21 protein-coding genes are annotated in these 25,218 nt (G+C 66.4%); 14 read left to right on the top strand and 7 right to left on the bottom strand.

Annotated elements, in window-relative coordinates; all coding sequences use genetic code 11:
• Positions 1-67: 67 nt before the first annotated feature.
• Entirely contained in the window at positions 68-1,633 is a 1,566-nt protein-coding gene (gene ilvA / locus AVMA1855_RS12420; RefSeq protein WP_284425934.1) for a threonine ammonia-lyase, biosynthetic, read from the bottom strand.
• 304 nt (positions 1,634-1,937) lie between these two features.
• Here ilvA and AVMA1855_RS12425 point away from each other — a divergent pair, with 304 nt between their 5' ends.
• Complete coding sequence (locus tag AVMA1855_RS12425) at positions 1,938-2,387, top strand: OsmC family protein (protein WP_284425935.1); 450 nt, start codon at positions 1,938-1,940, stop codon at positions 2,385-2,387.
• 47 nt (positions 2,388-2,434) lie between these two features.
• On the opposite strand, the gene coq7 is transcribed toward AVMA1855_RS12425, so the two are convergent.
• A complete protein-coding gene (coq7, locus tag AVMA1855_RS12430) occupies positions 2,435-3,052 on the bottom strand; it encodes a 2-polyprenyl-3-methyl-6-methoxy-1,4-benzoquinone monooxygenase (protein WP_284425936.1) in 618 nt (205 codons plus the stop codon).
• 305 nt (positions 3,053-3,357) lie between these two features.
• On the opposite strand from coq7, the gene AVMA1855_RS12435 reads away from it, so the two are divergent.
• The 6 genes from AVMA1855_RS12435 to AVMA1855_RS12460 all read left to right on the top strand — a co-directional run bounded on the left by AVMA1855_RS12435 (position 3,358) and on the right by AVMA1855_RS12460 (position 11,515).
• Complete coding sequence (locus AVMA1855_RS12435; protein WP_284425937.1) at positions 3,358-4,392, top strand: porin; 1,035 nt, start codon at positions 3,358-3,360, stop codon at positions 4,390-4,392.
• 208 nt (positions 4,393-4,600) lie between these two features.
• Positions 4,601-5,722, top strand: a complete 1,122-nt coding sequence (locus AVMA1855_RS12440; protein ID WP_284405052.1) for a porin — start codon at positions 4,601-4,603, stop codon at positions 5,720-5,722.
• Between the two features lie 261 nt (positions 5,723-5,983).
• Positions 5,984-7,564 (top strand): ABC transporter substrate-binding protein, encoded by a 1,581-nt coding sequence (locus tag AVMA1855_RS12445; RefSeq protein WP_284425938.1) that lies wholly within the window; start codon positions 5,984-5,986, stop codon positions 7,562-7,564.
• Positions 7,565-7,685: 121 nt separating this feature from the next.
• Positions 7,686-8,666, top strand: a complete 981-nt coding sequence (locus tag AVMA1855_RS12450; RefSeq protein WP_272567456.1) for an ABC transporter permease — start codon at positions 7,686-7,688, stop codon at positions 8,664-8,666.
• A gap of 3 nt (positions 8,667-8,669) precedes the next feature.
• Positions 8,670-9,890, top strand: a complete 1,221-nt coding sequence (locus AVMA1855_RS12455; protein WP_272567459.1) for a M20 aminoacylase family protein — start codon at positions 8,670-8,672, stop codon at positions 9,888-9,890.
• A gap of 53 nt (positions 9,891-9,943) precedes the next feature.
• A complete protein-coding gene (locus AVMA1855_RS12460) occupies positions 9,944-11,515 on the top strand; it encodes an ABC transporter substrate-binding protein (protein ID WP_284425939.1) in 1,572 nt (523 codons plus the stop codon).
• Between the two features lie 129 nt (positions 11,516-11,644).
• Here AVMA1855_RS12460 and AVMA1855_RS12465 read toward each other — a convergent pair whose 3' ends face one another.
• On the bottom strand, positions 11,645-11,962 hold the full coding sequence (locus AVMA1855_RS12465; RefSeq protein WP_284396463.1) for a hypothetical protein: 318 nt from the start codon (positions 11,960-11,962) through the stop codon (positions 11,645-11,647).
• A 79-nt stretch (positions 11,963-12,041) separates the two neighbouring features.
• On the opposite strand from AVMA1855_RS12465, the gene AVMA1855_RS12470 reads away from it, so the two are divergent.
• Genes AVMA1855_RS12470 through AVMA1855_RS12480 form a run of 3 tightly spaced genes read left to right on the top strand, consistent with a single transcriptional unit; the run spans position 12,042 to position 15,013 of the window.
• Positions 12,042-12,953, top strand: coding sequence for an ABC transporter permease (locus AVMA1855_RS12470; protein ID WP_272567462.1), 912 nt, complete (start codon positions 12,042-12,044; stop codon positions 12,951-12,953).
• A gap of 12 nt (positions 12,954-12,965) precedes the next feature.
• Positions 12,966-13,943 (top strand): ABC transporter ATP-binding protein, encoded by a 978-nt coding sequence (locus tag AVMA1855_RS12475; protein ID WP_272567463.1) that lies wholly within the window; start codon positions 12,966-12,968, stop codon positions 13,941-13,943.
• On the top strand, positions 13,940-15,013 hold the full coding sequence (locus AVMA1855_RS12480) for an ABC transporter ATP-binding protein (RefSeq protein ID WP_284425940.1): 1,074 nt from the start codon (positions 13,940-13,942) through the stop codon (positions 15,011-15,013). Before AVMA1855_RS12475 ends, AVMA1855_RS12480 begins: the two co-directional genes overlap by 4 nt.
• 114 nt (positions 15,014-15,127) lie before the next feature.
• Here AVMA1855_RS12480 and AVMA1855_RS12485 read toward each other — a convergent pair whose 3' ends face one another.
• Together AVMA1855_RS12485 and AVMA1855_RS12490 are read right to left on the bottom strand one after the other, a co-directional pair.
• Complete coding sequence (locus AVMA1855_RS12485; RefSeq protein ID WP_284410870.1) at positions 15,128-15,559, bottom strand: DoxX family protein; 432 nt, start codon at positions 15,557-15,559, stop codon at positions 15,128-15,130.
• Between the two features lie 165 nt (positions 15,560-15,724).
• Positions 15,725-16,324, bottom strand: a complete 600-nt coding sequence (locus AVMA1855_RS12490; protein WP_284410872.1) for a TetR/AcrR family transcriptional regulator — start codon at positions 16,322-16,324, stop codon at positions 15,725-15,727.
• A 166-nt stretch (positions 16,325-16,490) separates the two neighbouring features.
• On the opposite strand from AVMA1855_RS12490, the gene fabF reads away from it, so the two are divergent.
• Positions 16,491-17,759, top strand: a complete 1,269-nt coding sequence (gene fabF, locus AVMA1855_RS12495) for a beta-ketoacyl-ACP synthase II (RefSeq protein ID WP_284425941.1) — start codon at positions 16,491-16,493, stop codon at positions 17,757-17,759.
• 92 nt (positions 17,760-17,851) lie between these two features.
• On the opposite strand, the gene AVMA1855_RS12500 is transcribed toward fabF, so the two are convergent.
• Both AVMA1855_RS12500 and zwf read right to left on the bottom strand, forming a co-directional pair.
• Entirely contained in the window at positions 17,852-18,697 is an 846-nt protein-coding gene (locus tag AVMA1855_RS12500) for a MurR/RpiR family transcriptional regulator (RefSeq protein WP_272551228.1), read from the bottom strand.
• Between the two features lie 174 nt (positions 18,698-18,871).
• Positions 18,872-20,380 carry a glucose-6-phosphate dehydrogenase gene (gene zwf / locus AVMA1855_RS12505; RefSeq protein WP_284425942.1) on the bottom strand — a complete coding sequence of 503 codons (1,509 nt, stop codon included), beginning with the start codon at positions 20,378-20,380 and terminating at the stop codon, positions 18,872-18,874.
• Positions 20,381-20,550: 170 nt separating this feature from the next.
• Here zwf and tal point away from each other — a divergent pair, with 170 nt between their 5' ends.
• From tal to AVMA1855_RS12520, 3 genes are all read left to right on the top strand, one after another.
• Positions 20,551-21,498: a transaldolase gene (gene tal, locus AVMA1855_RS12510; protein ID WP_284425943.1), complete on the top strand. Its 948-nt coding sequence runs from the start codon at positions 20,551-20,553 to the stop codon at positions 21,496-21,498.
• A gap of 3 nt (positions 21,499-21,501) precedes the next feature.
• A complete protein-coding gene (gene pgi, locus AVMA1855_RS12515) occupies positions 21,502-23,097 on the top strand; it encodes a glucose-6-phosphate isomerase (RefSeq protein ID WP_284425944.1) in 1,596 nt (531 codons plus the stop codon).
• A gap of 154 nt (positions 23,098-23,251) precedes the next feature.
• Positions 23,252-25,162: a methyl-accepting chemotaxis protein gene (locus tag AVMA1855_RS12520; RefSeq protein ID WP_284425945.1), complete on the top strand. Its 1,911-nt coding sequence runs from the start codon at positions 23,252-23,254 to the stop codon at positions 25,160-25,162.
• Positions 25,163-25,218: the final 56 nt, after the last annotated feature.

Genomic DNA, 25,218 nt, shown 5'->3' on the forward strand with positions numbered 1-25,218 from the left:
TAAAATTAATAGCTATATGCCCTAGTACTAATTGTGCTGGAGGCCGTTTTGGCGCAAAGCCTTCGGGCTAGGCGCGCCCGGCCTGCAGGAACAACTGGTAAGCCGGGTTCAGCGTTTCTTCCACATAGGGATAGCCCAGTGTGGCCAGGAAGGCGTCGAACGCCGCCGCATCGCCCGGCGGCACCTGCATGCCCACCAGAATGCGCCCGTAGTCGGCGCCCTGGTTGCGGTAGTGGAACAGGCTGATGTTCCAGCTCGGCTGCATCAGGCTCAGGAACTTGAACAGCGCCCCCGGCCGCTCGGGGAAGACGAAGCGCAGCAGCCGCTCCTCCTGAGCGAGCGCCGAGCGGCCGCCCACCAGGTGGCGCAGGTGCTCCTTGGCCAGTTCGTCGTGCGTGAGGTCGAGCGCCTCGAACCCGTGGCGCTGGAAGTTGCGGGCGATCTTCTCCGACTCGCCCTTGCCGTGCGTGGTCAGGCCCACGAACACATGGGCGCGTGCGGCGTCGCTGATGCGGTAGTTGAACTCGGTCACGTTGCGCGGGCCGCCGGGCAGTTCCCCCACCACCTCGCAGAACCGCTTGAAGCTGCCGCGTTCCTCGGGAATGGTGACCGCCAGCAGGGCTTCGCGTTCCTCGCCCACCTCGGCGCGCTCTGCCACGAAGCGCAGGCGGTCGAAATTCATGTTGGCGCCGCACAGGATGGCCGCGTAGGTCTCGCCCCGCGTCTTGTGCGTATCGACATATTGCTTGATGGCGGCCACGGCCAGGGCGCCGGCCGGCTCCACGATGCTGCGCGTGTCCACGAAGATGTCCTTGATCGCGGCGCACACGGCGTCGGTGTCCACGGTCATGAACTCGTCCACCAGGCCCTTGGCCACGCGGAAGGTCTCCTCGCCCACCAGCTTGACAGCCGTGCCGTCGGAGAACAGGCCCACGTCGGCCAGCGTGACCCGGCTGCCGGACGCCACGGACTGCGCCATGGCGTCGGAATCGTTCATCTGCACGCCGATCACGCGGATCTCGGGGCGCACCGCCTTGATGTAGTTGGCCACGCCGCTCACCAGCCCGCCGCCGCCGATGGCGACGAACACCGCATCGAGCCGGTTGCTGCCCAGGCTCTGCAGCTGGCGGAGGATTTCCATGGCGATGGTGCCCTGGCCGGCGATCACGTCGGGATCGTCGAAGGGGTGTACGAAGGTCAGGCCCTGGGCGGCCTGCAACTGGGCCGCGTGCTCGTAGGCGTCGGAGTAGCTGTCGCCGTGCAGAACGACCTCGCCGCCCAGCGTCCGGACGGCATCCACCTTGAGCTGGGGCGTGGTCGTCGGCATGACGACGACGGCGCGGGTCCCCAGCTTGTGCGCGCTCATCGCCACGCCTTGGGCATGGTTGCCAGCCGAGGCGCAGATCACGCCCTTTTGCAACTGCTCGGGCGACAGGTGCGCCATCTTGTTGTAGGCGCCCCGCAGCTTGAAGCTGAACACCGGCTGCTGGTCCTCGCGCTTGAGCAGCACCTGGTTGTGGAGCCGGCGGCTCAGCGCCTTGGCGGGTTCCAGGGCCGATTCGACCGCCACGTCGTAGACGCGGGCCGTGAGGATCTTCTTCAGGTAGTCCAGGGGCGTGAGGTGCTGGGTCATGTCGTGCGGATCGTTGCCGCGCCGGTCGCGGGCAGGGCCGCCATCATAGGTGGTGGCCCGACGCTGCTGCCGTCGTGCGCTGGGCAAAAAAAACGGCCCCGGACTGTGAAGTCCGGGGCCGAATCCATCCTTTGAGGAGATGGAGGAGACAATGGGTGCGAACAAACCGTTTGGGCTTGCTGTCCACCCTTTCGGGCAACGCATGGTGCGAAGTGTAGCCCAAACCATGCTGCGTTGCAGCAAAATTGACGGACCATCTGGGGATGGAAATGCCGTTTCGCTTTTTTTGATGGAGAAAAACAACATGGAATGCACAGTCACCTGGACGGGCGCCACGGGCACCCGGTCCGGTATGGGATTCATCGCCGAAACCGGCAGCGGCCATGTCCTGGCCATGGACGGCGCGCCCGATGCCGCCAATCCCGCCAACGGAGGGCAGAACCTGGCGCCGCGCCCCATGGAGACAGTCCTGGCCGGCACGGGGGGGTGCACGGCCTACGACGTCGTGCTGATTCTCAAGCGCGGCCGGCACGATGTCCGCGGCTGCAGCGTCAAGCTCACCTCCGAACGCGCCCCGGTCGATCCCAAGGTGTTCACCCGCATCCACATGCAGTTGACCGTGACGGGCAAGGCGCTGCCTGCGGCGGCGGTCGAGCGTGCGATCGCCATGAGCCACGAAAAATACTGTTCCGCCAGCATCATGCTGGGCAAGATGGCAGAGATCACCACGGGCTTCGACATCGTCGAGGGGTGATCGGCCTGGCGGCGCTCCAACGGCCGCCGCTCCGGGGGGGGCTTTGCTCAGATGCGGTGCGCCACCGTGGTCATGCACTTGGCGGCAGCCTTCATCAGCAGGCGCACCGGGGCAGGCAACTCCTGGCCACCTGCGGCCAGGGCACCGCTCGCGTGTCGCTCTTCGTCGCTCTTCATGCGTGCCACGACCGAGCGGGAAGCCAGGTCCTGCGCTGGCAAGCGCTCCAGATGGCTTTGCAGGTGCTGCGCCACCTGTCGCTCGGTTTCCACAACGAACCCCAGGCTCACCCGGTCGCTGATCTGGGCCGCGGTCCATCCGATGGCGAACGCCCCGGCGAACCAGAGCGGATTGAGCAGGCTGGGCCGGTCGCCCAGGGCGTCGAGCCGCTCGCGGGTCCAGGCGAGATGATCCGTTTCCTCCCGCGCCGCCTCCAGCAGGTGGGCGCGCAGGTGCGCATCCCGCGTCACGGCGGCCTGGCCGGTGTAGAGTGCCTGGGCACACACTTCGCCCACGTGGTTCACCCGCATGAGCGCGCCCGCCAGGCGTTTTTCCGCGGGCGAGAGATTGCCTTCAGAATGGGCGCGGGCCGGTGACGGCTCCCCCGCTCGGGGTTTGGCGAAGAGGGTGCGCAGTGCGGTATCGACCGCCGTCAGAAGTGGATCCATGGAAAAATCGGGCGGAGTTCGAAAGTGCTACAGAATTTTCGAATGGATACAAAAATGCGAGCATCCTTTGCCCGCTGGGCGCCGCGATAAGTCAGTTCCGTGACGCCCCAAGGGTTGTTGCAACACAGCAACGATTTGGGCCTTTCGGTGCAATTGTGAGGGAATTCCTTTGCGAAACGGACGTGGCTCTGTTGCAATAAGGACAACTTCCCCACCAGGAGGTTGGCCCGGGGATCCGGCGGACTGCGCTTGTGCATCTCAGCCCCCCGAACCGGCGCCCTCGTTTAACCTTGGAGTAACTCGCAATGAAAAAATCCCTGATTGCCTTGGCTGTGCTGGCTGCTTCCGGCGCTGCAATGGCTCAATCTTCCGTCACGATGTTCGGTATCGTCGATGCAGGCGTTGGCCGCATCTCCGCCGACAATTCCGTGACCGGCGTGTACAACAGCGGCAATGCAACCAGCCGTCTGGGTTTCCGCGGCGTTGAAGACCTCGGTGGCGGTCTGAAGGCTGGCTTCTGGCTCGAAGGCGCTATCCAGAACGACACCGGCACCGGTGCTGGCGGCGGCGCTGCAGGTCCTGGCTTCGAATTCAAGCGCCGTGCCACGCTGAGCCTGATGGGCAACTTCGGTGAAGTTCGCCTGGGCCGTGAACTGACCGCTGGCTACGACAAGCCCAGCTCGTATGATCCGTTCGGTCAAGTTGGCGTTGCCAACTTCCTGGGCTTCGGCATTGCTGGCCAACCTTTCCGTATCGGCAACGGCGTGAGCTACCGCACCCCTGGCAACCTGGGTGGCTTCTTCGGTACCGTGCACTACGCTTTCGGCGAAACGCCTTCCAACGCTGCCTACGACAAGGCTGGCAACTACCTCGGCCTGGCCGGCGGCTACGAAAACGGTCCTCTGAGCGTGACCCTGGCAGCTGACAAGCTGCGCGGCGCTACGGCTCCCCAAGACGTGACCACGTACTCCATCGCTGGTTCGTACGACCTGGGCGTCGTGAAGCCAATCTTCATCTGGCACCAAGAAAAGAACAACGCTGCTGTGCAAACGAAGTACAGCACGTACCTGATCGGCCTGACCGCTCCTGTCGGTCCTGGCACGGTGAAGGCTTCATTCGCGAACCTGGACCTGAAGAACAGCAGCGCCGATTCCCGCGTGCTGGCTCTGGGCTACGTGTATGACCTGTCCAAGCGCACCGCTGTGTACGGCACGATCGCTCACATGCAAAACAAGGGCGGCGCAACGCGCGTTCTGGCCAGCAACGGCCTGACCGGCGCTACCGCTCTGCCTGGCGAGAACGTCAACGGCTACCAAGTTGGTATCCGCCACTCCTTCTAATAGAGCGCTGACGCAAGTCAGCGGTTCTTGAGAAGAAAAAAGCCGCCGACCTTCGGGTCGGCGGCTTTTTGCATTGGTGTCCCCTGTGTCGCGTATGTAACAAAAAACTAGGGAAAACGCCTGTGGGTATGCTGCCATACGGTCTGTTCTGCAAAAACCGGGATTTCTAAAATGAATTTCCCTTATTCCAAGCAGAAAGAGACAACACATGCGTACTTCGTTTGTGACAAAAACCATCGCTGCCGCGGCGCTGGGTGTGGCCTCGCCATTGCTTTTCGCCCAGGCCAATACCAGTAGCGTGCAGCTGTACGGTATTGTGGATATGGCATATCGCCACACGAACAACGAAGGCCCGGCCGGCAGTCCCGGGGGCTCGCTGAACCAGATGGTGGGCGGCGGCATGTCGCAAAGCCGTTGGGGCATCAATGTGACCGAGGATCTGGGCGGTGGCCTGAAGGCCTTGGTCAATCTGGAAAACCGATTCGGGGCAGACACGGGAACCCCGGCGACGCCCTATTTCCAGCAGTCCTGGGTGGGCGTGCAGGGAGGCTTCGGACGGCTGACCATGGGCCGCCAGTACAACATCCTGTTCGACTTGGTCACGAGCACCTACGCCTCCTATCCCTATTCCCCCTACATGGACGTGTACAAGCCGGAAATCGGCTTTGCACTGGGCGCGCGGGCCGACAACATGCTCAAGTACATGGCCGAGGTCGGTCCGTGGCGGGGCGCATTGCAGTATTCGTTCGATGAGAAGAGTCCCACCGGCGGCAAGACGGCCGGGGGCTATCTGCGCTATGCAGCGGGTGGCCTGGCCGCTGGCCTGGGTTACCAGAACTACGAGTTCGCCTCGGGCAAGAAGGTCGATGCCTGGACGGTCGGTGGCTCCTACCGCATGGGCGATTGGTACTTCAATGCGGGCTACGGCCAGAACAAGGTGGATGACGGTCTCACGGCGGTCGACCGGGCCGTGCTGGGCGCCATGTGGCAGGGCACGATCAACGGCGGCTTCGGCGGGCCGGCCTTCCTGGCTGCCAACAAACGCACCATCTACAAAGTCGGTGCGGGTTATCAGATCACGCCCCAGTTGAACATCGGCGCGCACTACTTCCGTGCCGACCAGAAGGGCAACACGGCGGCCGCCAAGGGCAAGGCGGACTTCTTCACGATGGCCTTCGACTACGCGTTCTCCAAGCGCACCGACGCGTACCTCGAACTCGACCACACCAAGCTCAAGGGTGACCAGATCAGCCTGAGCAACGCGGCGGGCCAGGTCAATGGCGCCAAGAGCCGCACGGGCTACACGATCGGCCTGCGTCACCGCTTCTGACGTGCCCTGGCTGCGCCCCGGGGCGCGGCCGATCATCGATGCGAACGCCAGCCTCTTCGAAAGAGGCTGTCTGCACTGATTGCACACGAAGGGCCGGGTGGCCCGCCAGCGCCGATCCGCGCAGGGCGGGGACTGGCACCTTCCTTGCATGGGTTTCCCGCTCATGCCAGATCCTGGGCCGGCCAGACCCCGGCTTCCAGCGACCTTCCGCATTCCTCACAAAGGAAGCGGCATGTTCCACGCTTTATCCAAGAGGGTTCCATGAAGCTCATCACTGCCATTGTTTCGGGCGCTGCCGCCTGTGCGATCCTCGCGTCGCCCCTGGCCCACTCCAAGACGTTCAAATGGGCCAGCCAAGGCGAAATCTCCACCTGGGACATCCACTCGCAGAACAATGCCCTGCAGAACGGGCTGCACGCGAACGTGTACGAAACGCTGACGTACTACAACAGCCGCACCTTCGAGATCGAACCCGTGCTGGCGACTGCGTGGCGCGAGGTGAGCCCCACGCAGGTGCGCTTCACGCTGCGGCAGGGCGTCAAATTCCATGACGGCTCGGCGTTCACGGCCGACGATGCGGTGTATTCGCTTTCCCGGGCCATGGCCAAGACCTCCAACTACACGCCGTTCGTGCAAGGTTTCGACCGGATCGTGAAAGTCGATGCCCAGACGTTCGACATCTTCCTCAAGTCGCCCAATCCCGTGCTGCTGCGCCAGTTGACCGAGCTGCGCATCATGAGCAAGGCCTGGGCCGAAAAGAACAAGTCCGTGGAACCCAAGGACATCAAGGGCACCGACGAGAACTTCGCGCACCGCAATGCCATGGGCACGGGGCCATACACGCTCGAGTCCTGGCAGCCGGACGTGCGCATGGTGTTCAAGCGCAACCCGAACTGGTGGGGCACGATGGAAGGCAACGTGACGGAGATCGTCTACACGCCCATCAAATCCGCGTCCACGCGCGTGGCGGCCCTGCTCTCCGGCGAGGTGGACATGGTGCTTGATCCCTCGCCGCAGGACCTGGCACGGCTGCGCTCCGGCGCCGACCTGAAGGTGGTCGATGGCGTGGAGAACCGCACCATCTTTCTCGGCATGGACCAGTTCCGCGATGAGTTGGTGGGCTCCAGCGTGAAGGGCAAGAACCCGTTCAAGGACGTGCGCGTGCGCCGTGCGCTCTACCAAGCCGTGGATGTGAACACGCTCACCCGCAGCATCATGCGCGGCCTGGGCAAGCCGACCGGTACGCTGGTGGCGCCCCAGGTCGCGGGATGGACCGAAGGGGTAGGCAAGCGCATGCCCTATGACGTCGATGCCGCGAAGAAGCTCATGGCGGACGCCGGCTACGCCGATGGCTTCGAGGTGGACTTCGCCTGCCCCAACAACCGCTACATCAACGACGAGGCCATCTGCCAGGCCGTGACGGCCATGTGGGCGCGCATCGGGGTGAAGGCCAAGCTGCGCACGCTGCCGCAGGTGACGTACTTTCCGATGATCCAGCGCAGCGAAGCCAGCATCTACATGCTCGGCTGGGGCGTGCCGACGTTCGACGCGCTCTACAGCCTGCAGTCGCTGGTGCGCACCGTCGGCACGGGCGGCGACGGCAACTACAACGTGGGCCGCTACAGCAACGAGCGCATGGACTACCTCGTGGACCGCATCAAGGCGGAGACGGATGCACCGGTGCGCTCGCGCATGCTGACCGAGGCGCTGCAGCTGTCCAACGACACGGTTTCGCACATTCCGCTGTACGACCAGGTCATTCCCTGGGCCATGAAAAAGACGGTGGACGTGGTCCACCGGGCCGACAACCGCGTGGACATGCGCACGGTCAAGATCAATTGATGCACGCGATCCTGCCAAGGCCGCCAACCCGGCCTGGCGCTTGCCCAACTGCCGGCCGGGGGGTATTCGTGGCGATGGCCCATCCCCCTGCTAGCATGCCCGATTCACTCACGGTTCACTGATGCTTGCCTTTATTCTGCGACGCCTGATTCAGGCCGTCATCGTGATGATCGCGGTGGCCTTCATCTCCTTTATGCTGTTCCAGTACGTCGGAGATCCCGTCACCTTCCTGCTCGGCCAGGACGCCACGCCCGAGCAGATCCGTGAGCTGCGCGCGGCGCTCGGCCTGGACAAGCCCTTCATCGTGCAGTTCTGGCACTTTCTGGTGAACGCCGCGCAGGGCGAGTTCGGCCTCAGCCTGCGCCAGGGCGCGAAGGTGTCGCGGCTGATCGCCGAGCGTTTTCCCGCCACGCTGGAGCTGGCCCTCGTGGCCGCCGTGCTCGCGCTGCTGATCGGCGTGCCGATGGGCGTGTACGCAGCGCTGCGGCGCGGTAGCTTCGCGAGCCAGCTGTTCATGACGCTGTCGCTGCTCGGCGTGTCGCTGCCCACCTTCCTGATCGGCATCCTGCTGATCCTCGTGTTCGCCGTGCACCTGGGCTGGTTCCCGAGCTTCGGGCGGGGCCCTGTCACGCAACTGGGCTGGTGGAGCACCGGGCTGCTGACCCCCAAGGGCTGGCACCACATCACGCTGCCGGCGATCACGCTGGCGATCTTCCAGCTCACGCTGATCATGCGGCTCGTGCGCGCCGAGATGCTGGAGGTGCTGCGCACCGACTACATCAAGTTCGCCCGCGCGCGCGGCCTGTCCGACCGGGCGATCCACTTCGGCCATGCCCTCAAGAACACGCTGGTGCCGGTGATGACCATCACCGGCCTGCAACTGGGCGGCCTCATCGCCTTCGCCATCATCACCGAGACGGTGTTCCAGTGGCCGGGCATGGGCCTGCTGTTCATCCAGGCGGTCACCTTCGCGGACATTCCGGTGATGGCGGCCTACCTGTGCCTGATCGCGCTCATCTTCGTGGTGATCAACCTCGTGGTCGATCTGCTTTATTTCGCCGTCGATCCGCGCCTGCGCGTGGGCAAGGCCGGAGGGCACTGAGACATGGCGCAGGCGCTTCGCTTCAAGGCCGGGGGCCGGGCCTTCGCGCACATCGCGCAGTACCACCCCGAACTCACCGCATTCCGGCGGGACCTGCATGCGCACCCCGAGCTCGGCTTCGAGGAGGTGTACACCGGGGCGCGCGTGAAAGAGGCCCTCAAGGTCTGCGGCGTGGACGAGATCCACGACGGCATCGGGCGCACGGGCATCGTCGCCGTCATCCGGGGGCAGGGCCGCGGCAGCCGCAGCATGATCGGCCTGCGTGCCGACATGGACGCGCTGCCGATGACCGAGCAGAACGATTTCGCCTGGAAGTCCTGCAAGTCCGGCCTCATGCACGGGTGCGGGCACGACGGGCACACCGCCATGCTGATCGGCGCGGCGCGCTACCTGGCCGCCACGCGCCATTTCGACGGCACCGCCGTGCTGATCTTCCAGCCCGGCGAAGAGGGCTTTGCCGGCGCGCGGGTGATGGTGGAGGACGGCCTGTTCGAACGCTTTCCCGTGCAGTCGGTGTACGCCATGCACAACTGGCCCGCCATGAAGCCCGGCACCATCGGCCTGAACTCGGGCGCGATGATGGCCGCGGCCGACCGCGTGACGATCGAGATCACCGGCCGGGGCGGCCACGGCGCCCATGCCTACCAGACGGTGGACGTGGTGCTGGTCGCGGCGCACATCATCACCGCGGTGCAGGGCATCGTCTCGCGCAACGTGCGCCCCATCGACAGCGCCGTGATCAGCCTGTGCGCGATCCAGGCGGGCGACCTGGGCGCCTTCAGCGTGCTGCCCGGCACGGCCACGCTGGTGGGCACCGTGCGCAGTTTCGATCCGGTGGTGCAGGACATGGTGGAGCGGCGCATCCAGGAGCTGTGCAGCGCCATTGCGCTCGGCTTCGGCGCCACCGCCACGGTGCGCTACGAACGCATCTATCCGGCCACCATCAACACCGAAAGCCATGCGCAGTTCGCGGGCGACGTGGCTGAATCACTGGTGGGCGGCGAGAACGTGGTGCGCGACATGGACCCCAGCATGGGCGCGGAAGACTTCTCCTTCATGCTGCAGAACAAGCCCGGCGCCTACCTGCGCATCGGCCAGGGCACGGGCCCGGGCAACAGCGCGTTGCACAACAACCGCTACGACTTCAACGACGACATCCTGCCGCTGGGCGCCGCGCTGCATGCCAGCCTGGTCGAGCAGGCCATGCCGCTGGCGAGCGCCTGACGCCCGCATCGGCCCGTGTGCGCACATCCCCCTTTTCTTCCTCAGGAGTCCCCATGAAATTCCAGACAAAAACGGCGTTGGCCCTGGCGATGGTCGCCATGGTGTCCGTCGCAGGGGCGCAGACCATCCGCGTGGCGAACCAGGGCGATGCCCTGTCGATGGACCCGCACTCGCTCAACGAATCGCTGCAGCTGAGCGTGACCGGCAACGTCTACGAGCCGCTCGTGGGCCGCAACAAGGACCTGAGCCTGGCGCCCGCGCTGGCCACCAGCTGGAAGATGACCTCGCCCACGGTCTGGCGCTTCGAACTGCGGCGCGGCGTGCAGTTCCACGACGGCACCCCGTTCACGGCGGACGACGTGCTGTTCTCGCTGGGCCGCACGCAGGTCGAGGGCTCGGACATGAAGAGCTACACGAACGACTTCAAGGAAGTGCGCAAGATCGACGACTACACGGTCGAGATCGAGACCCGCTCGCCCTATCCCATCCTGCCGGACGTGCTCACGCTCGTGTACATGATGAGCAAGAAGTGGTGCGAAACCAACCAGGCCACGACGCCGGTGGACCGCCGCAAGGGCATCGAGAACGCCGCGTCGTTTCGCGCCAACGGCACCGGGCCGTTCCGCGTGCGCGAGCGCCAGCCCAACGTGCGCACGGTGTTCACGCGCAACGGCAGCTACTGGGGCGCCATCGAGAGCAATGCCAGCGAGATCATCTACACGCCGATCGGCAACGACGCCACCCGCGTGGCGGCCCTGCTGTCGGGCGAGGTGGACGTGATGGAGCCCGTGCCGGTGCAGGACATCGAGCGCGTCAACACCAGCCCCAACACCCGCGCCGTGACGGGCCCCGAGCTGCGCACCATCTTCCTGGGCATGGACCAAAAGCGCGACGAGCTGCTGTATTCCAGCGTGAAGGGCAAGAACCCCTTCAAGGACAAGCGGGTGCGGCAGGCGTTCTACCAGGCCATCGACATCGAGGGCATCCGCAAGACCGTCATGCGCGGCGCGGCCAACCCGTCCGCCCAGCTGGTCGGCCCCGGCATCAACGGCTTCCAGGCCGACATGAAGCGGCTGCCCTACGACGTGGATGCGGCCAAGAAGCTCATGGCCGAGGCGGGCTATGCCAACGGCTTCGAGCTGACGATGAACTGCCCCAACGACCGCTATGTGAACGACGGCCGCGTGTGCCAGGCGGTGGCGGCCAATCTTGCGCGCATCAACGTCAAGATCAATCTGCAGGCCGAGACCAAGGGCACCTATTTCCCGAAGGTGCTGCGCCGCGACACGAGCTTCTACATGCTGGGCTGGTCGCCCGCGACCTACGACGCGCACAACGCGCTGAACGCCCTCATGACGTGCGTGGACGACAAGGGCGCCGGCCAGTTCAACCTGGGCGCGTACTGCAACCCCAAGGTCGACGAGCTCACCAAGCGGATCCAGGCGGAAACCGACAAGACCCAGCGCAACGCCATGATCCGCGAGGCGTTCGCGATCCACGCCACCGACATCGGCCACGTGCCGCTGCACCAGCAGGCGCTGGCCTGGGGCGTGAGCAAGAAGGTCAAGCTGGTGCAGATGGCCGACAACTTCATGCCCTTCAAATGGATGAGCATCGTCAAGTGAGCGCCGCAATGGCTAGCTAAAGCATTATGTAATTGCTATTGATCTTCCTGTGATTTATTTTGCCAATATTTTTTTGTATTCGAATGGATTTTGGTAAGGGGTATTTAATTTGTTGACCTGCGCGGCTGCTCAAGGCCATGCTCGTTCTTTTACTGGGCGCCCATATTGATCCATATGCACACCAGGACCATATGCATTTGGTTTGATCCGCAGTTGTTCTCCAGGCACTGCGCCGCCGGCTGGCTCAAGAGTTACAGGTTGTCCATACTGATTTCTATAAATTCCGGGAGTGTATATATTTGAAGTGTTTTGATTTTTAAACGGTTGCGGATCGTTTGCCAATTCGGATTTTATGATTGCCGCACCTAATTCATTCCAAGAGGAGTTGGTTGAAGAGCAAGCAGTGAGAAAAATAAGGCCGAATAAGAAAATGAAATTTGCAAACATAAGAATTCCATTAGTTGGTAATCATGTTTATATCCTAGCTCAATGGAGTCCACCATCCAACTTTTTGGAAGCAAACACGATGAAAAAAACGCTCTTCCGATGGTTCGACAGCGATGTCGGCCACAGCTTTCGCACCTCGCCCGTAGCCATCGGCGCGGCGGTGATCGCGCTCATCTGCGTGTTCTGCTCGTTCTTCGCGGGCTGGGTCGCGCCGCACAACCCGTTCGATCTGACCACGCTCGAACTGGGCGATGCGCGGTTGCCGCCGGCCTGGAGCGCCGAGGGCTCCACCAAATACCTGCTGGGCACCGACGACCAGGGCCGCGACATCCTGTCCGCGGTGATCTACGGCGCGCGCATCTCGCTCATCGTGGGCTTTGCCTCGGTGGTGCTGTCGGTGGTGGTGGGCGTGGCGCTCGGGCTGCTCGCGGGTTTTCGCGGCGGCTGGGTGGATGCGGTGCTCATGCGCCTGTGCGACGTGATGCTGTCGTTCCCGGCCATCCTGGTGGCGCTGCTGATCGCCGGCGTGGGCCGCGCGGTGTTTCCCAATGCGCACGAGTCGCTGGCGTTCGGGGTGCTGATCATCTCGATCTCGCTCACCGGCTGGGTGCAATATGCGCGCACCGTGCGCGGCTCCACACTGGTGGAGCGCAACAAGGAATACGTCCAGGCCGCGCGCGTGACGGGTGTCAACTCGCTGCGCATCATGCGCAAGCATGTGCTGCCCAACGTGATGGGCCCGGTGATGGTGCTGGCCACCATTCAGGTGGCGACGGCCATCATCACCGAGGCGACCCTGTCGTTCCTGGGCGTGGGCGCGCCGCCCACCTCGCCCTCGCTGGGCACGCTGATCCGCATCGGCAACGACTACCTGTTCTCGGGCGAGTGGTGGATCACGGTGTTTCCGGGCGCCATGCTGGTGTTGATCGCGCTGTCGGTGAACCTGCTGGGTGACTGGCTGCGCGATGCGCTGAATCCCCGTCTCCGCTGAAAGCACCCCCCCATGAGCCTTCTCGAAGTCAAGAACCTCGTCGTCGAATTCCCCAGCCGCCGCGGCACCCTGCGCGCGCTGGATGACATCTCCTTTTCCATCGCGCCCGGTGAAATCCTGGGGGTGGTGGGCGAGTCGGGCGCCGGCAAGTCGCTCACGGGCGCGGCCATCATCGGCCTGCTGGAGCCGCCGGGGCGGGTGGCCTCCGGCCAGATCGTGCTGGAGGGCCAGCGCATCGACAACCTGTCGTCGCGCGAGATGCGGCACATCCGCGGCCGGCGCATCGGCGCGATCTTCCAGGACCCGCTGACCTCGTTGAACCCGCTGTACACGGTGGGCCAGCAGCTCGTCGAGACCATCCAGGCCCACCTGCCGGTGAATGCCGCCGAGGCCCGCCGCCGTGCCATCGACCTGCTCAAGGACACGGGCATCCCGGCGGCCGAGCAGCGCGTGGACCATTACCCCCACCAGTTCTCGGGCGGCATGCGCCAGCGCGTGGTGATCGCCCTGGCGCTGGCGGCCGAGCCGCAGCTCATCGTGGCGGACGAGCCCACCACGGCGCTGGACGTGTCGATCCAGGCGCAGATCATCCAGCTGCTCAAGAACATCTGCAAATCCCGCGGCGCGGCCGTGATGCTCATCACCCACGACATGGGCGTGATCGCCGAGACCTGCGACCGGGTGGCGGTGCTGTATGCCGGCCGCGTGGCCGAGATCGGCCCCGTGCACGAGGTCATCAACCACCCGGCGCACCCCTACACGGCCGGCCTGATGGCGTCCATTCCCGACATGGAGCAGGAGCGCGAGCGCCTGAACCAGATCGACGGCGCCATGCCGCGCCTGAACGCCATTCCCCAGGGCTGCGCCTTCAATCCGCGCTGCCCCCACACCTTCGACCGCTGCAAGGTGGAGCGCCCCGAACTGCTGCAGGCAGGCGCCACGAAAGCCGCCTGCTGGCTGCACGACCTGCCCAAGAAAGCCGCCGCATGAGCGCCCACACTCCCATCCCTTCCGCCAGCGCCAGTGCCGCCGCGGGCAAGCCCCTGGTGCAGGCGCACGACCTGGCCAAGACGTTCGATGTGTCCGCCCCCTGGCTCAACCGCGTGCTGGAGCGCAAGCCGCGCACGCTGCTGCACGCCGTCGACGGCGTGAGCTTCGAGATCGAGCGCGGCAAGACGCTGGCGCTCGTGGGCGAATCCGGCTGCGGCAAGAGCACGGTGGCGCGGCTGCTGGTGGGCCTGTACGAGCCCACGCGCGGCGGCCTCACCTTCGACGGGCAGGATGCGCACGCGGCCTTCAAGGGCAAGGACGCGCAGGCCATGCGCCGCCGCATCCAGATGATCTTCCAGGACCCGTATGCCAGCCTCAACCCGCGCTGGCTGGTCGAGGACATCATCGGCGAGCCGCTGCGCGAGCACGGCCTCATCACCGACAAGGCCGAGCTGAAGGCCCGCGTGGGCGAGCTGCTGCAGTCGGTGGGCCTGTCGCCGCTGGACATGGTGAAGTACCCGCACCAGTTCTCGGGCGGCCAGCGTCAGCGCATCTCGATCGCGCGGGCGCTCGCCACCGAGCCGGAATTCCTCGTGTGCGACGAGCCCACGTCGGCGCTCGACGTGTCGGTGCAGGCGCAGGTGCTCAACATCATGAAGGACCTGCAGCGCGAGCGGCACCTGACCTACCTGTTCATCTCGCACAACCTCGCGGTGGTGCGCCATGTGAGCGACCAGGTGGGCGTGATGTACCTGGGGCGCCTGGTGGAGCTGGCCGACAAGCGCGAGCTGTTCGCCACGCCGCGCCATCCCTACACGCGCATGCTGCTGGACGCCATCCCCAAGATGCACGACACCGGCCGCTCGCGCACGCCGGTGCAGGGGGAGGTGCCCAACCCGCTCAACCCGCCGTCCGGCTGCGCGTTCAACCCGCGTTGCCCGCACGCCAACGACCGGTGCCGCACCGAGCGCCCGCAGTTGCTGAACCAGGGCGGCGCCCGCGTGGCCTGCCACGGCATCGAAGAAGGGCGCATCCCGCTGGTGGCGGTGCCCGTTCCCGCCACGGTTTGATCGAAATCGGGCCGATGCCCTAGTGGATCATGTCCCTTTTGCTATATTTTTTATAGCAAAAGAGTGGCTCAGGTGATTCGGGTGAGCGGCGGTGGGCGCCACCGCCCATCCCCTTCAGTTGAATTTGCCGTTCACGCCGCCCACGCTGTAGCGCCCGGCGCCCAGCAGCACCACGCTCAACGCGCCGAACAGGTACAGGCCCTGCAGTTCCAGCGCCCAGCCGCCCTGCTTGTTGAGCGCGAACAGGTCGGCCATGTGCACGAGGCCGAACGCCACCAGCATGTTGACCACCACGATGGCGGCGCCGGCACGGGTGGCCAGGCCGACGATCATCAGCACCGGCGCCAGGATTTCGCCGACGAACACCAGGTAGCCCAGGGCGCCCGGCAGGCCGGCCCGCTCCAGCAGCCCGCTGACGAAGCCCACCCCGTTCTGCAGCTTGAAGATGCCGTGCAGCAGCACGAGCACGCCGACGGCGACACGCAGCACGAGTTTGCCGGCATCGTCCGAGGGGGCGGCGTCGGTATGGCGGGATACGTTGTTCATGGTTTCTCTCCTCTCTGAGTCAAAAAACGCAGTATGCGGGCCCGTTCGGGAGGTGTCAGTGCGTTTTCTCACAATCGGCCGAAGGGCTGTCGCACCTGGACCACGCCGTGTACCCCAGACCGCACAGTGCAGCGCAGCACGCTGCGCTGTGGGCGCTGCCGCCGGTCAAACCGCTTTGTCCTCCGGTGCGTTCAGCCTGTCGCGCAGCGTGGCGAGGATTTCATCGGACAGCGCAGGCTGGGCGGCGGCGGTGGCTCTGGCCAGCACGAGCCCGCCCACCATGGTCGCCAGCATTTCCATGGCGCGCGCCCGGCCTTCGGCGCTGATGGGGCCGCCGTCGGGGGCGAGTTCTTCGATCACCCGGGCGAAGCGGTCGATGTTGCGCTCGATGCCGCGTGCGAACACCTCGGACAGGTCGCTGCCGGCCCGGGCCGCGTCCACCGCCAGCGCGGCGGCGGGACAGCCTTCGCCGGGCCTGTCACGGTGGGTGGCCGAGAGATAGCTGTTCACGCGCGCTGCCAGGCCGGTCGCGCCTTCCGCGCCGTCCAGCGGGGCGATCGACCAATCGAACGCACGGGCACAGGCTTCGCGTACCAGCGCGTCCTTGGAGGCGAAGTGCCGATACAGGCCGCCGTGGGTCAGTCCCGCGTCGCGGGTGATGTCGGCCACCCCCACGCCCGACAGGCCGCGCTCGCGGTAGAGCCGCGCGGCGGCGTCCAGGATGCCTTGCCTGTTTTCCGCCGACTGGGCCTTGGACACTTTCATCGCTGATTTTCCTTTTTGATTGCGACCGTACGCAAAAAACTGATCGTGCATTTATGATGACGGCCGCAATCATAAAAGCGCGGGCAGCCGTGCATCAACCAGCGAGGCCAATGATGGTGAATCACAAGGTGACCCCGGGCGGGGTATTTTCGGGCGGGGCAGCCTGATGCGGCGCGTCGTCGTGACCGGCATGGGGTTGGTGTCTCCCCTGGGCTGTGGTGTGGAACTGGCTTGGGGCCGACTGCTGTCCGGTGCATCGGGCCTGCGGCGCCTGCCCGAAGCCACGGTGGAGGGGCTGGCGGCCAAAGTGGGCGGCGTGGTGCCCACCATCGAGGAAGACGGGCAGGGCGGCTGGAATCCGATGTCTGTGATCGGCACGAAAGACGCTCGCAAGATGGACCGCTTCATCCCCTTCGCCCTCGGCGCGGCGCAGCAGGCCCTGGCGCAGGCCGGCTGGGCGCCGGCGGATGCCCACGCGGCCCACCGCACGGCCACGGTGATCGCCTCCGGCATCGGCGGCTTCGGCGCCATTGCCGAGGCCGTGCGCACCACCGACACGCGGGGGCCGCAGCGCCTGTCGCCTTTCACCGTGCCGTCGTTCCTGATCAATCTGGCGGCAGGGCACGTGTCAATACGGCATGGCCTGAAAGGGCCCATCGGCGCGCCCGTGACGGCCTGCGCCGCCAGCATCCAGGCCATCGGCGACGGCGTGCGCATGATCCGCTGTGGCGAAGCCGACGTGGCCGTGTGCGGCGGCACCGAGGCCGCGATCGACCGCGTCAGCCTGGGCGGTTTCGCCGCGGCCAAGTCTTTGTCCACCGGCTTCGCGGACCACCCTGCCGCCGCGTCGCGCCCGTTCGATGCGGCGCGCGACGGCTTCGTGATGGGGGAGGGCGCCGGCGTGCTGGTGCTGGAGGCGCTGGAGCATGCGCTGGCGCGCGGCGCCGTGCCGCTGGCCGAAGTGGTCGGCTACGGCACCTCCGCGGACGCGCACCACATCACCTCGGGCCCGGAAGACGGCGACGGTGCCCTGCGCAGCATGCAGGCAGCGCTGGCGCAGGCCGGGCTGCAGCCGGCGCAGGTGCAGCACCTCAATGCCCATGCCACGTCCACCTATGTCGGCGACCGGGGCGAGCTGGCGGCGATCCGCCGCCTGTTCGGCGAAGGGGCCGCGGTGGCCATTGCCTCCACCAAGGGGGCGACCGGGCATCTGCTGGGGGCGGCGGGCGCCGTGGCGTCGGTCTTCACGGTGATGGCGCTGCGCGATCAGGTCGTGCCCGGCACGCTGAACCTGGACCAGCCCGATGACCTCGCCCAAGGGCTGGACATCGTGGCGCACCGGGCGCGCCCGATGGCGCTGGCGCATGCGCTGGTCAACGGGTTCGGATTCGGCGGCGTGAACGCATCGCTGGTGTTCCGCCGATGGGCGGTCTGAGTTTGCTATAAAAATAATAGCTATACGCCCTAGTTTTTATTGCGCTGGAGGCCTGAAAGGCTATGTGCCTCCTTCCTGGAGGGCGCCCCGCATCAGGTATACCGCTTGGCCCGCAGGTTGTCCTTCATCTGCTGCAGGCGGGGCTGCAGCGGCTCGCCGATGCGCAGGGCCACGCAGGTGGCGAGCACGTCGATCACCAGCAGGTGCAGCAGGCGCGAGACCATGGGGCTGTAGCGGTCGTAACCCTCGGGGTGGTCGGCCGCCAGGTGGATGTGGCAGGCCAGGGCCAGGGGCGACCCGCTCGCGGTGATGGCGATGGTGGTGGCGCCGTTCTTGCGCGCGATGTCGGCCGCGTCCATCAGGTCGCGCGTGCGGCCGGAGTTGGAGACGATCACCGCACAGTCGCCCGGGCCGAGCAGGGTGGCGCTCATGACCTGCATGTGGCCGTCGCTCGTGCTGATGCTGGTGATGCCCAGCCGAAAGAACTTGTGCTGCGCGTCCTGCGCCACGATGCCCGAATTGCCGGCGCCGTAGAACTCGATGCGCCGGCCGGTCTGCCAGGTGTCCGCGATGGCCTTGGCGGCGCGCTCGATGGCGCCCGTGCTGGCGGCGTTGCGGTATTGCAGGAAAGCGGCGGCGGCGTTGTCCACCACCTTCACCAACACGTCGCCGGTCTTGTCGTCGGCGTCCACGCTGCGGTGGATGAAGGGCACCCCTTCGCTCACGCTGCCGGCCAGCTTGAGCTTGAAGTCGGCCAGGCCGTCGTAGCCCATGCTGCGGCAAAACCGCACCACGGTGGGCTTGCTCACGCTGGCGCGCGCGGCCAGTTCGCGCACCGGCAGCCGGGCGAAGGCCCGCGCGTCGTCCAGCACGAGCTGGGCCACGCGCTGCTCGGCCGGGGCCAGGGATGGCAGGGATGCGGTGATTCGTTCAAGCATGACGGGGGCCCCTCATCGCCGGACAGCACACGTGCTGCGAGCCACCGACGCGGCCTCGACCGTCAGATGGCCGCGGAGCAGGCCACGCCAGCAGACGCCGTGGAACTGGCTTGGCCAGGCCACGGGCGTCGTCCCCCTCCGGGGAAAGGCGCCGCAGGCGAAACAGGGGGCGGCTCAAGTCTCCTCCATCCAGGTGTGGCCGTCGCGCGCCACCATGGCGCTGGCGGCGCTGGGGCCCCAGCTGCCGGCGGCGTAGGGCCGGGGGCCGTCGTCGGAGTCGCGCCAGGCCTGCATGATGGGCTCCACCCAGCGCCAGGCGGCTTCCTGCTCGTCGGCCCGCACGAAGAGGTTCAGGCGCCCGCCGATCACGTCCAGCAGCAGGCGTTCGTAGGCGCCCACGCGCTCGGTGCCGAAGCGCTGCTCGAGTTCGTAGGCGCCCACGCGCTCGGTGCCGAAGCGCTGCTCGAAGTCGAGGTCCAGGTGCACGGGCGCGAGCGCCTGCGCTTCCGACACGCGGGTGCCGCGCTTTTCCTGGCCCGCCGCGAACAGGTGCAGGGCCACGCCGTCGCGCGGCTGCAGGTGGATCACCAGGCGGTTGGCCGCGCCCATCGGCGAGCGGTAGATGGGGTGGGGCGTGGGCCGGAAGTTGATGGCGATGTGCGCCTCGTGCGAGGCCAGTCGCTTGCCGGTGCGCACGTAGAAGGGCACGCCGGCCCAGCGCCAGTTGGCGATCTCGGTGCGCAGGGCCACGAAGGTCTCGGTGCGGCTGCCGGGCGCCACGCCGTCCTCGTCGGCGTAGCCTTTCACGCGCTCGCCGCTCAGGCTGCCGGCCGTGTACTGGCCGCGCACCACGTCGCGTGCCAGGGTGGCGGGTGTCCAGGGGACCAGCGAGCGCAGCACCTTGAGCTTTTCGTCGCGGATGGCATCGGCATGGGCGTTGATGGGCGGCTCCATGCCGATCGCGCACAGCAGCTGCAGCGCGTGGTTCTGCACCATGTCGCGCAGGGCGCCCGTTCCGTCGTAGAACGCGCCGCGCTTTTCCACGCCCAGCTTTTCGGCCATGGTGATCTCGATGCTGGCGACGGTCTCGCGGCGCCACAGGGGCTCGAAGAGCGCATTGCCGAAGCGCAGCGCCAGCAGGTTCTGCACCGACGGCTTGCCCAGGTAGTGGTCGATGCGGAAGATCTGCCACTCGTTGAACACCGTGCGCACCGCCGCGTTGATGGCGCGGTTGGATTCGAGGTCGTGGCCCAGCGGCTTTTCCAGCACCACGCGCGTGTTCGGGGTGGCCAGCCCGGCGGCGCCGAGCTGCTCGCAGGCGGTGGTGAACAGGCCCGGGGCGGTGGCCAGGTACATCACCACGGTGTCGGCCTGCCGCTCGCCCAGCCGCTCGGCCAGCCGGGCGTAGTCCTCGGGCTTGGACAGGTCCATGCGCTGGTACTGCAGCAAGGCCGCGAACTGCTGGAACTCCTCCGCGCTCGGGCGCTTGTCGTCCACCACGGCGGCGAAACGGCTGGCGATCAGTTCGCGGTAGGCGGCGTCGGTCAGGTCGTCCCGCGCCACGCCGATGATGCGGCCGCCCGCGGGCAGCGAGCCGTGGCGGAACGCCTGGAAAAGGGCCGGCAGCAGCTTGCGCCATGCCAGATCGCCCGTGCCGCCGAACAGAACCAGATCGAAACTCATCGTTGTCGCGTCCCCAGAAGATTGGTAATTAAGCTGCCGGGCATGTTACCGAGTTTCATGATGAGGCGGCGACTGACAGGAACCCGGGTTACCGCGCAATACACTCTGCGGTTGCCGTGCCGACGGGGCCCGCCCGAGCGCCCCCGCACGCCACCTCACGGGAGCATTGCATGAACCAACTCGACGCCCTCAAACAAGTCACCACCGTGGTGGCCGACACGGGCGACTTCCGCCAACTGAGCGCCTACCAGCCGCAGGATGCGACGACCAACCCCTCGCTCATCCTCAAGGCGGTGCAAAAGCCCGACTACGCCCCCCTGCTGCAAGAGGCCGTGACCCGCTGGAAGGGCCATCCGGTCGAAGAAATCATGGACCGGCTGATCGTGCGGTTCGGCTGCGAAATCCTCTCCCTCATTCCCGGCCGCGTCTCCACCGAAGTGGATGCGCGCCTGTCGTTCGACACCATGGCCACCGTCACGCGGGGCGAACGCATCATCGAGCTGTACCAGGCCGAGGGCGTGGACACCGCCCGCGTGCTCATCAAGATCGCCGCCACCTGGGAGGGCATCGAAGCCGCCCGCATCCTGGAAGAGCGCGGCATCCACACCAACCTCACCCTGCTGTTCTCGCCCGTGCAGGCCGTGGCCTGCGGCCGCGCCAAGGTGCGGCTGATCTCGCCCTTCGTCGGCCGCATCTACGACTGGTACAAGAAGCAGGCCGGCGCCCAGTGGGACGAGGCGGCCATGGCCGGCGCCAACGACCCCGGCGTGCAGTCGGTGCGCCAGATCTACCAGTACTACAAGCACTTCGGCATCGCCACCGAGGTCATGGGAGCGAGCTTTCGCAACGTGGGGCAGATCACCGCGCTGGCCGGCTGCGACCTGCTGACCATCGCCCCAGACCTGCTCGCGCAACTGGCGGCCAGCGAGGCGCCGCTGACCCGGGCACTCGACCCCGAGGCCGCGCGCGCGTTGGACCTGCCGGCCGTCGAATACGACGAGCCCGCCTTCCGCTACGCGTTCAATGCCGACGCCATGGCGACCGAGAAGCTCGCCGAAGGCATCCGCGCCTTCGCGGCCGATGCGGCCAAGCTCGAACACATGATGCAGGCCGCCTGACCCATGACCATGCCCCAACGCATCCGCTGCGACCACACCACCGCCTGGGCGGCGCTGCAGGCCCGCTACGACGACAGCTGCCGCACCTTCGACGTGCGCCAGGCGTTCGCCACCGATCCGCTGCGCTTCGAGGACTTCAGCCAGGAGGCGCCGCACCTGTTCGCCGACCTGTCCAAGAACCGCATCGACCGGCCGACCGAGGCGCTGCTCATGCAACTGGCGCGCGAGTGCGGCCTGGAGGCCTACCGCGACGCCATGTTCGCCGGCGAGGCGATCAACCACACCGAGCAGCGCGCGGTGATGCACTGGTTGTTGCGAAATCCGGCCGATGCCCTAGAAAATCATGCCCCTGGCGCTACTGATTTCGTAGCAAACAGCCTGCGCGACGTGCACACCACGCTCGATGCGATGCTGGCGCTGGCCGAGCGCGTGCGTGTCGACACCGCCATCACCGACATCGTGAACATCGGCATCGGCGGGTCGGACCTCGGGCCTTCCATGGTGGTGAAGGCGCTGGACGACCTGCGCCAGAGCGACAAGCGCCTGCACTTCGTCTCCAACGTCGACGGGCAGGAACTGGGCACGCTGCTGCACACGCTGCGGCCCGAGAGCACGCTGTTCCTCATCGCCTCCAAGACGTTCACCACCGCCGAGACCATGTCCAACGCCCATGCGGCGCGCGACTGGTTCCTGTCGCACGGCGGCAGCCCACGGCAGGCCGGGCGCGTGTCGGTGTCGCGCCATTTCGTCGCGCTGACGACCAACGTCGAAGCCGCGGCGGAGTTCGGCATCGACACCACGCTCGGCTTCTGGGACTGGGTGGGTGGGCGCTATTCGCTGTGGTCGGCCATCGGCCTGCCGATCGCCATCGCCATCGGCGCGGCGCATTTCCGCGACCTGCTGGCCGGCGCCCACGCGATGGACGAGCACTTTCGCCACGCGCCGCTGGAGCGCAACCTGCCGGTGCGCCTCGGCCTGCTGGACGTGTGGTACCGCAACTTTCACCGGTTCGCCAGCCGCTGCGTGGCGCCCTACAGCCACGGCCTTCGCCGGCTGCCGGCCTACCTGCAGCAGCTGGAGATGGAGAGCAACGGCAAGGGCGTGGACTGGGAAGGCCGGCCGCTGGCGGTGCAGACCTCGCCCGTGGTGTGGGGAGAACCCGGCACCAACGGCCAGCACGCGTTCTTCCAGATGGTCCACCAGGGGCCCGACGTGATTCCGGTGGAGTTCATCGCGCTGCGCAAGGGCGCGCGCGACCTGCCGCACCACCACTCGCGCCTCGTGGCCAATGCCCTGGCCCAGGCCAAGGCGCTGATGCTGGGCCGGCCGCAGGAGTCCGGGCACCGGCACTTCACCGGCAACCGCCCCAGCACGTTCCTGGTGCTGGACCAGTTGGCACCCGCGTCGCTGGGCGCGCTCATCGCGCTCTACGAGCACCGCGTGTTCGTGAGCGGCGCGGTCTGGGGCATCAACAGCTTCGACCAGTGGGGGGTGGAACTGGGCAAGGTGCTGGCCCGGGAGCTGGAGCCCCGCCTGTCCTCGGGAGACACCGACGGGCTGGACGCTTCGACCGCCGGCCTGTTGCGCCAGCTGCGGTGACCTGAACATCTGGCGCTCCGGGAGGGCGCGATGGGGTGTCGAGGGGCGAGCAGGGTTGTAACGGCGGGCCGGCGGGCCTCAACGCCGCCGGACGGTTGCCGATAACGAAGGGAGACCGCGTGTCTTCCTTTGTTATCCCATCACCGGACTGCCCATGATCCGCACTGCTTCCACCCAAACCCGTTTCACCCTCCTGATCTGCGGCTTCTTCCTGCTCCTTCTGCTGGGAACGTTCGCCGTCATCCAACTGTCCGTCACGCCGGACCTGTCCACGCTGGAAGGCAAGGTCGTATCCGCCAACGTGGAGCAGATCTCGGTGCGCATCAGCGAGCAGCTTCGCCAGGTCGAGGCCCAGTCCCGCAGCATCACCCAGACCGTGGCCTTGCTGGCCAGCGACCAGATCGACGTGCTGCAGCCCGGCCTGGTCGACCAGTACGGCGACCCCAACGTGTTCGGCGGCGGCATCTGGCCCCTGCCCAACAAGCGGGAGCCGGGCCGCGACAAGTTCAGCACCTTCTTCGCGCGGGACGGCAGCAACAAGCTGGTGGTCAACACCCACTGGAATTCCCCCGAGTCGCTCAAATACTGGGAGCAGCCCTGGTATGAGAACGGCAAGACGGCGCCCAAGGGCCAGTGCAAGTGGGCCAAGGCCTACCAGGACGCCGCCAGCCCGCAGCCGCGCACCAACTGCGCCATGCCCATCTACAAGGGCGACGAGCTGTATGGCGTGTCCACCATCGACGTGACGCTGGGCTTTTTCAACCGCCTCGTGGCGGACATGGAAAGCAGGATCCAGGGACAGATCCTGATCGTCGAGGGCGACGGCAAGATCGTCAGCAACAGCACGAAGATCCAGGGCAACGTCGTCTTGAAGAACGTCTCGGACATCGCGGCAAGCTCGCCCATGGCGGCGGAAATTCAGCGGCTGCTGCCCACCCTGCAGGGCGGGGCCTCGGCCCAGGGGGCGTACCAAGATGGGCAGGGTTCGCAGGTGCTGTTCCTCCAGCCCATTCCCGGCAGCCCATGGTTCATCGCCACGGCAATTCCGGCATCGCTCCTGGCGGTCAACAGCCACCGCATCCTGACCAAGCTGGCCGCCGTGCAGGTGCCCATGGCCCTGGTGCTGCTGGGCCTGATGGTGATGGGCGTTCGCCTGTTCATGAAGCGCCTGGCCGTCCTCAAGGGCAACATCGACGCGCTCTCGGCCGGCGAGGCCGACCTGACGCGCCGCCTGCCCGAAACCGGCGGGGCGGAGTTCGGCGCGGTCGCGGCGAGCTTCAATGCCTTTATCGCCCGCCTGCAGGGCGTGGTGAGCCAGGTGGTCACGGGCGCATCGTCGATCGCCTCGGCCTCCGGTGAAATCTCCAGCGGCAACCACGACCTTTCCGTGCGCACGGAGGAGCAGGCCGCGTTCCTGCAGGAAACGGCGGGCTCCATGGAGCAGATCACCAGCACCGTCAAGCGCAACGCCGACAGCGCCAACCAGGCCAACCGCCTGGCCACCGATGCGTTCCAGGTGGCGTCCCGGGGCGGGCAGGTCATCGGCAACGTGGTCGAGACCATGGATTCGATCAGCACGTCTTCCAAGAAGGTGGTGGACATCATCGGGGTGATCGACGGCATCGCGTTCCAGACCAACATCCTGGCGCTGAACGCCGCGGTCGAGGCGGCCCGCGCGGGCGAGCAGGGCCGTGGGTTCGCGGTGGTTGCCAGCGAGGTGCGAAGCCTGGCCCAGCGTTCGGCCGAAGCGGCCAAGGACATCAAGAACCTGATCGCGGACTCGGTCACCAAGGTGGAGTCCGGCAGCGCCCTGGTGGTGCAGGCCGGCACGACGATGAGCGAGATCATCGCCACCAACACCAGCGTCGCCTCGATCATGGGCGAGATCATGGCCGCCAGCGTGGAGCAGAGCCGGGACATCGAGCGGGTGAACCAGGCCATCGCCCAGCTCGACACCACGACGCAGCAGAACGCGGCGCTGGTGGAGGAAGTGTCCGCCGCGGCGCGCTCCATGCAGGAGCAGACCGACCTGTTGCGGCAGGTGGTGGGGGCCTTCAAGGTGTGACGGGAAGGCTTCGCTGCCGGCTTTGACATCGCCAGCATCCAGACAATCCCCGCCGG

This window comes from Acidovorax sp. SUPP1855, assembly GCF_030158955.1.
Classification (GTDB): domain Bacteria; phylum Pseudomonadota; class Gammaproteobacteria; order Burkholderiales; family Burkholderiaceae_C; genus Paracidovorax.

Excerpts from the sequence above, each read along its gene's own strand:
- AVMA1855_RS12520 (WP_284425945.1), top strand. The coding sequence starts at position 23,252 with ATGATCCGCACTGCTTCCACCCAAACCCGTTTCACCCTCCTGATCTGC.
- tal (WP_284425943.1), top strand. The coding sequence starts at position 20,551 with ATGAACCAACTCGACGCCCTCAAACAAGTCACCACCGTGGTGGCCGAC.
- AVMA1855_RS12485 (WP_284410870.1), bottom strand. The coding sequence starts at position 15,559 with ATGAACAACGTATCCCGCCATACCGACGCCGCCCCCTCGGACGATGCC.
- fabF (WP_284425941.1), top strand. The coding sequence starts at position 16,491 with ATGCGGCGCGTCGTCGTGACCGGCATGGGGTTGGTGTCTCCCCTGGGC.
- zwf (WP_284425942.1), bottom strand. The coding sequence starts at position 20,380 with ATGAGTTTCGATCTGGTTCTGTTCGGCGGCACGGGCGATCTGGCATGG.
- AVMA1855_RS12440 (WP_284405052.1), top strand. The coding sequence starts at position 4,601 with ATGCGTACTTCGTTTGTGACAAAAACCATCGCTGCCGCGGCGCTGGGT.
- AVMA1855_RS12490 (WP_284410872.1), bottom strand. The coding sequence starts at position 16,324 with ATGAAAGTGTCCAAGGCCCAGTCGGCGGAAAACAGGCAAGGCATCCTG.
- AVMA1855_RS12480 (WP_284425940.1), top strand. The coding sequence starts at position 13,940 with ATGAGCGCCCACACTCCCATCCCTTCCGCCAGCGCCAGTGCCGCCGCG.
- AVMA1855_RS12500 (WP_272551228.1), bottom strand. The coding sequence starts at position 18,697 with ATGCTTGAACGAATCACCGCATCCCTGCCATCCCTGGCCCCGGCCGAG.
- AVMA1855_RS12425 (WP_284425935.1), top strand. The coding sequence starts at position 1,938 with ATGGAATGCACAGTCACCTGGACGGGCGCCACGGGCACCCGGTCCGGT.
- AVMA1855_RS12445 (WP_284425938.1), top strand. The coding sequence starts at position 5,984 with ATGAAGCTCATCACTGCCATTGTTTCGGGCGCTGCCGCCTGTGCGATC.
- coq7 (WP_284425936.1), bottom strand. The coding sequence starts at position 3,052 with ATGGATCCACTTCTGACGGCGGTCGATACCGCACTGCGCACCCTCTTC.
- AVMA1855_RS12450 (WP_272567456.1), top strand. The coding sequence starts at position 7,686 with ATGCTTGCCTTTATTCTGCGACGCCTGATTCAGGCCGTCATCGTGATG.
- AVMA1855_RS12475 (WP_272567463.1), top strand. The coding sequence starts at position 12,966 with ATGAGCCTTCTCGAAGTCAAGAACCTCGTCGTCGAATTCCCCAGCCGC.
- pgi (WP_284425944.1), top strand. The coding sequence starts at position 21,502 with ATGACCATGCCCCAACGCATCCGCTGCGACCACACCACCGCCTGGGCG.
- AVMA1855_RS12470 (WP_272567462.1), top strand. The coding sequence starts at position 12,042 with ATGAAAAAAACGCTCTTCCGATGGTTCGACAGCGATGTCGGCCACAGC.
- AVMA1855_RS12460 (WP_284425939.1), top strand. The coding sequence starts at position 9,944 with ATGAAATTCCAGACAAAAACGGCGTTGGCCCTGGCGATGGTCGCCATG.
- AVMA1855_RS12455 (WP_272567459.1), top strand. The coding sequence starts at position 8,670 with ATGGCGCAGGCGCTTCGCTTCAAGGCCGGGGGCCGGGCCTTCGCGCAC.
- AVMA1855_RS12465 (WP_284396463.1), bottom strand. The coding sequence starts at position 11,962 with ATGTTTGCAAATTTCATTTTCTTATTCGGCCTTATTTTTCTCACTGCT.
- AVMA1855_RS12435 (WP_284425937.1), top strand. The coding sequence starts at position 3,358 with ATGAAAAAATCCCTGATTGCCTTGGCTGTGCTGGCTGCTTCCGGCGCT.
- ilvA (WP_284425934.1), bottom strand. The coding sequence starts at position 1,633 with ATGACCCAGCACCTCACGCCCCTGGACTACCTGAAGAAGATCCTCACG.